Raw genomic sequence first — 5,243 nt, 5'->3', positions numbered from 1 at the left:
AGATCGTCCACGAGCAGGCCAACCCCGCGCGGCGCGCCGCCAAGGCCCTGTACGCCGAGCTCTTCGAGGCGGCGGACCGCCTCTCCCGGCCCCGCAGCGGCACCGCCGACACCGTCAAGTCGATCGACCGCGCCGCCGTCCGGGCCTTCTACGAGGCCCACGTGCGCCCCGCCACCGCCACCGTGGTCGTGGTCGGCGACCTCACCGGGGTCGACCTGCCCGCCCTGCTGGAGAGCACCCTCGGCACCTGGACCGGTCCGGCCGCCGAGCCCTCCGCGCACGCCCCCGTCACCGCCGACGACCGCGGCCGCGTGGTCATCGTCGACCGCCCCGGTTCCGTCCAGACCCAGCTGCTCATCGGCCGGATCGGGCCGGACCGGCACGACCCGGTCTGGGCTGCCCAGATCCTCGGCACCTACTGCCTCGGCGGCACCCTCACCTCCCGCCTCGACCGCGTCCTGCGCGAGGAGAAGGGCTACACCTACGGCGTGCGGGCCTTCGCCCAGCCGCTGCGCTCCGCCGCCGACGGCAGCGGGCGCTCGCTGCTGGCCATCAGCGGCTCGGTGGACACCGCCTCCACCGCCCCCGCGCTGGCCGACACCTGGACCATCCTGCGCACCCTCGCCGCCGAGGGCCTGACCGACGCCGAGCGCGACGAGGCCGTGCAGTTCCTGGTCGGCGTCGCGCCGCTGAAGTACGAGACCGCGGGCTCGGTCGCCGGCACCCTGGCCGACCAGGTCGAGCAGCACCTCGCGGACGACTACCAGGCCGAGGTCTACCGGCAGCTGGCCGAACTGCCCACCGCCGCGGCCACCGAGGCCGTGGTCGCGGCCTTCCCGCCGGACCGCCTGGTCACCGTCCTGGTCGGCGACGCCTCCGTGATCGCGGAGGACGTCCGGGCGCTCGGGATCGGCGAGGTCACCGTCGTCAGCTGACGCCTGCCGCCTCGTGCGTCCGGCCCGGTGGAGCTGCCCGCTCCGCCGGGCCGGACGCGTTTTTAAATCCGTTGCGGGCCCGGCCCGTTCCGTGGATAGATGTTCCCCGGCGCACAGCACGTGCGAAGGGCGACGAACGAAGGGAGGCGGTCACCATGCGGGTCGAGCGAACCATACGACGCTCCCCAAGGCCGTACTTCCCCTGTTCCGCCCCGGCTGCCTGAGCGCACCCACCCCTGAACCTCCCCGAGCCGTGCCGGGATTCTTCGCGCGGCGTCCCCTTCCTGAACCACCCGACCTCTGGAGGTCGTTCAACCATGACGTACACCGAGGTGCCCGGAATCCGGGTGCCGATCCGGATGTGGACGGACCCGGCCACGGTCGAGGGCCAGGCCATGCAGCAGCTGCGCAACATCAGCTCCCTGCCCTGGCTGCACGGCCTCGCCGTGATGCCCGACGTCCACCTGGGCAAGGGTGCGACCGTCGGCTCCGTCATCGCCATGAAGGGCGCGGTCTGCCCGGCGGCCGTCGGCGTCGACATCGGCTGCGGCATGAGCGCGGTGAAGACCTCCCTCACGGCCAAGGACCTCCCGGACGACCTGTCCCGCCTCCGCTCCAAGATCGAGCAGGCCATCCCGGTCGGCCGAGGCCTCCACACCGACCCGGTCGACCCGACGAAGCTCCACGGCTTCCGCACGGCGGGCTGGGACGACTTCTGGCAGCGCTTCGACGGGGTTGCGGAGGACGTCAAGTGGCGTCGCGGGCGGGCGATGCAGCAGATGGCGACACTCGGCGGAGGAAATCACTTCATAGAAGTATGCGTTGATACGACTGGCGCGGTCTGGCTGATGCTGCACTCCGGTTCCCGCAACATCGGCAAGGAGCTGGCGGAGCACCACATGGGCGTCGCCCGCTCGCTGCCGCACAACCAGGGCCTGATCGACCAGGACCTCGCGGTGTTCATCGCCGACACCCCGCAGATGAACGCCTACCGCCAGGACCTCTTCTGGGCGCAGGAGTACGCGAAGCACAACCGGGCCCTGATGATGGCGCTCTTCCAGGACGTCGTCCGCCGCGAGTTCGCCAAGGCCAAGGTCGCCTTCGACGAGGTGATCAGCTGCCACCACAACTACGTGGCGGAGGAGACGTACGACGGCGTCGACCTGCTGGTCACCCGCAAGGGGGCGATCAAGGCGGGCACCGGCGACTTCGGCATCATCCCGGGCTCGATGGGCACCGGCTCCTACATCGTCCGCGGTCTGGGCAACGAGGCGGCGTTCAACTCCGCCTCGCACGGGGCCGGCCGCAAGATGAGCCGCAACGCGGCGAAGAAGCGGTTCACCACGGACGACCTCGCCGAGCAGACCAAGGGCGTGGAGTGCCGCAAGGACGGCGGCGTGGTGGACGAGATCCCGGGCGCCTACAAGAACATCGAGAAGGTCATCGAGCAGCAGAAGGACCTGGTCGAGGTGGTCGCGCACCTCAAGCAGGTGGTCTGCGTGAAGGGCTGACCGAAAGCCGATCGGGGTGTCGCCACGGTGTGGCGACACCCCGATCGGGTGCGTGCTGCGAGGCTCAGGCCGCGGCCGGGAGTTCGTCGAGGCCCTCGGCGACCAACTTGGCGAGGCGGTCGAGGGCCTCGTCGGCGTTGTCGGCGTCGGAGGCGAGGATGACCTCCTCGCCGCCCTGGGCGCCCAGGCCGAGGAGGCCGAGCATGGAGGCCGCGTTGACCGGGTTGCCGCCCGGCTTGGCGATGGTGATCGGCACGCCGGTGGCCGTGACGGCCCGGACGAAGATGGAGGCGGGACGGGCGTGCAGGCCCTCGGCCCAACCGATGGTGACGCGGCGCTCAGCCATGAGACGTGCCTTTCCGGTGAAGCTGGTCACGGCCGTGCTCGGGGAGCGGGGGAAACGACCGTGTTGTCTAGACCAGTGTTGCACGCAGACAACCCCTTCGAGCCGTCGCGTTCAGGACTTGTGATTGTTTCTTTTCGGGGCATAAGGCCCGGTCGGTGGCCCTGCCCACCCTGCCGTGAGCACCTGGTCGGCGCCATTCGGCTCGCCGCCGGATAACCTGACGAATGTGGAAGACCCCGCGGTGGCGAACCCCGAGCAACCCGACTATCCGCAGCACTGGGAAGCCGACATCCTGCTGCGCGACGGCGGCACGGCCCGGATCCGGCCGATCACCCCCGCCGACGCCGGGCGGCTGGTCGAGTTCTACGGGCAGGTGTCGGACCAGTCCAAGTACTTCCGGTTCTTCGCCCCCTACCCGAGGCTCTCCGACAAGGACGTCCGTCGCTTCACCCATCACGACTTCGTGAACCGGGTCGGCCTCGCGGTGGTGGTCCGGGACCACTTCATCGCGACCGTCCGCTACGACCGGATCGACGCCGCGGGCCGCCCCTCCGACACCGGCACGGACGCCGAAGTCGCCTTCCTGGTCCAGGACGCCCACCAGGGTCGCGGCGTCGCCTCCGCACTGCTGGAGCACATCGCCGCCGTGGCCCAGGAGCGCGGCATCCGCCGCTTCCAGGCCGAGGTCCTGCCGGAGAACCGCAAGATGGTGAAGGTCTTCACCGACGCCGGCTACACCCAGCGCCGCAGCTTCGCCGACGGCGTGGTGCACCTGGAGTTCGACCTCGAACAGACCGACCGCTCGCTCGCGGTGATGCGCGCCCGTGAGCACCGCGCCGAGGCCCGTTCGGTGCAGCGGCTGCTGACCCCGCGCTCGGTGGCCGTGATCGGGGTCTCCCGCAACCCCCAGACCGTCGGCCGGGCCATCCTGCGCGACCTGCTGGGCACCTGCGACACCGAGTTCGAGAGCCGGTACGAGGCCAAGGACGACCCGCGCACCGTCCACGCGGTGAACCGCAACGCCCCGCCCGGCACCGTGCTGGACGGCGTCCCCGTCCACCGTTCGATTCTGGACATTCCCGGGCCGGTGGACCTCGCGGTGATCGCCGTCCCCGAGAGCGCCGTCCCCGCCGCCGTCGCCGAGTGCGGCGCGCACGGCGTGCAGGGCCTGGTGGTGGTGACCGCCGGCTACGCGGAGACCGGCCCGGAGGGCCGCGACCGCCAGCGCGCCCTGGTCCGCCAGGCCCGCGCCGCCGGGATGCGGGTGATCGGCCCGAACGCCTTCGGCCTGATCAACACCGACCCCGAGCGCCCGCTGAACGCCTCGCTCGCCCCGCACCTGCCCGACCGCGGCGGTTTCGGGATCTTCTGCCAGTCCGGGGCGATCGGCGTGGCCCTGCTGGAGTCCGCCCACAAGCGCGGCCTCGGCGTCTCCTCCTTCGCCTCGGTCGGCAACCGCTCGGACGTCTCCGGCAACGACTTCCTGCAGTACTGGGCCGAGGACGAGGCGACCGAGGTGGTGCTGCTCTACCTGGAGTCCTTCGGCAACCCGCGCAAGTTCACCCGGATCGCGCGCCGCCTGGCCGCCGTCAAGCCGGTCGTGGTGGTCAAGGGCGCCCGGCACACCGGCAGCCTGCCGCCCGGCCACGCCGTTCCGGCCACCGCCACCGGCCTGCGCGACGCGACCGTCGACGCGCTGTTCGAACAGGCCGGGGTGACGCGGGTCTCGACCATCACCGAACTGTTCGACACCGGAGAGCTGCTCGCCCAGCAGCCGCTGCCGCCCGGCGACCGGGTCGCCGTGGTCGGCAACTCCGACTCGCTCGGCCTGCTCACCTACGACGCCTGCCTGAGCGCCGGCCTGCGCCCCCGCACGCCCGTCGACCTCACCACCGCCGCGACCGGCGAGAACTTCCGGATCGCGCTGGACGTCGCGCTCAGTGACCCCGCCGTGGACGCCGTGATCGCCGTCGCCATCCCGCCGATCGGCACCTCCGCCCACGCCTTCATGGGCGGCCGGCTGACCGGCCCGGACGACCCCGAGATGGGCTCGGACGACCCGGAGATCGCCACCGCTCTGCTCGAAGCCGGCGTCCGCGCACGGGAGTTGGGAAAGCCCCTGATGCTGACCCACCTGGCCCTGACCGACCTGCCGGTCCGGCTGCGCCCCGGCGGGATCCCCGCCTACACGGCGCCCGAGCGGACGGTGCGCGCCCTCGCGCACGCCGTTCACTACGCCCAGTGGCGCCGCCGCACCGCCGAGGCGGAGGAGACGGCACGCGTCCCGGAGCTGGACCGGATCGACGAGCCGGGCGCCCGCGCCCTGGTCGAGGCGGCGCTGAGCACCCGCGCGACGTCCCGCCCGTCGCCCACCACCACTCTTGTTCGGGGCGCTACGCGCCGCTCCCTCTCGGCGCGCACCCAGCCCGGCGGCGCCCGGATCACCCTGTC

The 5,243-nt window shown here is 72.1% G+C and carries 4 protein-coding genes; 3 read left to right on the top strand and 1 reads right to left on the bottom strand.

Annotation, left to right across the window (positions count from 1 at the left end; genetic code table 11):
- The coding region (locus J0670_RS29345) for a pitrilysin family protein (RefSeq protein ID WP_207814721.1) at positions 1-935 on the top strand (935 nt) is incomplete at its 5' end.
- A 317-nt stretch (positions 936-1,252) separates the two neighbouring features.
- Entirely contained in the window at positions 1,253-2,446 is a 1,194-nt protein-coding gene (locus J0670_RS29340; RefSeq protein WP_207814720.1) for an RtcB family protein, read from the top strand.
- A gap of 64 nt (positions 2,447-2,510) precedes the next feature.
- Here the strand turns inward: J0670_RS29340 and J0670_RS29335 are convergent, their stop codons facing one another.
- Positions 2,511-2,792 (bottom strand): HPr family phosphocarrier protein, encoded by a 282-nt coding sequence (locus J0670_RS29335; protein WP_196949572.1) that lies wholly within the window; start codon positions 2,790-2,792, stop codon positions 2,511-2,513.
- Positions 2,793-3,018: 226 nt separating this feature from the next.
- Here J0670_RS29335 and J0670_RS29330 point away from each other — a divergent pair.
- Positions 3,019-5,243, top strand: a 2,225-nt coding sequence (locus J0670_RS29330; protein ID WP_307806749.1) for a GNAT family N-acetyltransferase, incomplete at its 3' end; no start/stop codon positions are given.

This window comes from Streptomyces sp. FH025, assembly GCF_017427025.1.
Lineage (GTDB): Bacteria > Actinomycetota > Actinomycetes > Streptomycetales > Streptomycetaceae > Kitasatospora.
Note: the sequence above shows the minus strand (reverse complement) of the source record. Positions and strands in the feature narration are given on the sequence as shown.

Coding starts and splice junctions, on each gene's coding strand:
- J0670_RS29340 (WP_207814720.1), top strand. CDS start 1,253: ATGACGTACACCGAGGTGCCCGGAATCCGGGTGCCGATCCGGATGTGG.
- J0670_RS29335 (WP_196949572.1), bottom strand. CDS start 2,792: ATGGCTGAGCGCCGCGTCACCATCGGTTGGGCCGAGGGCCTGCACGCC.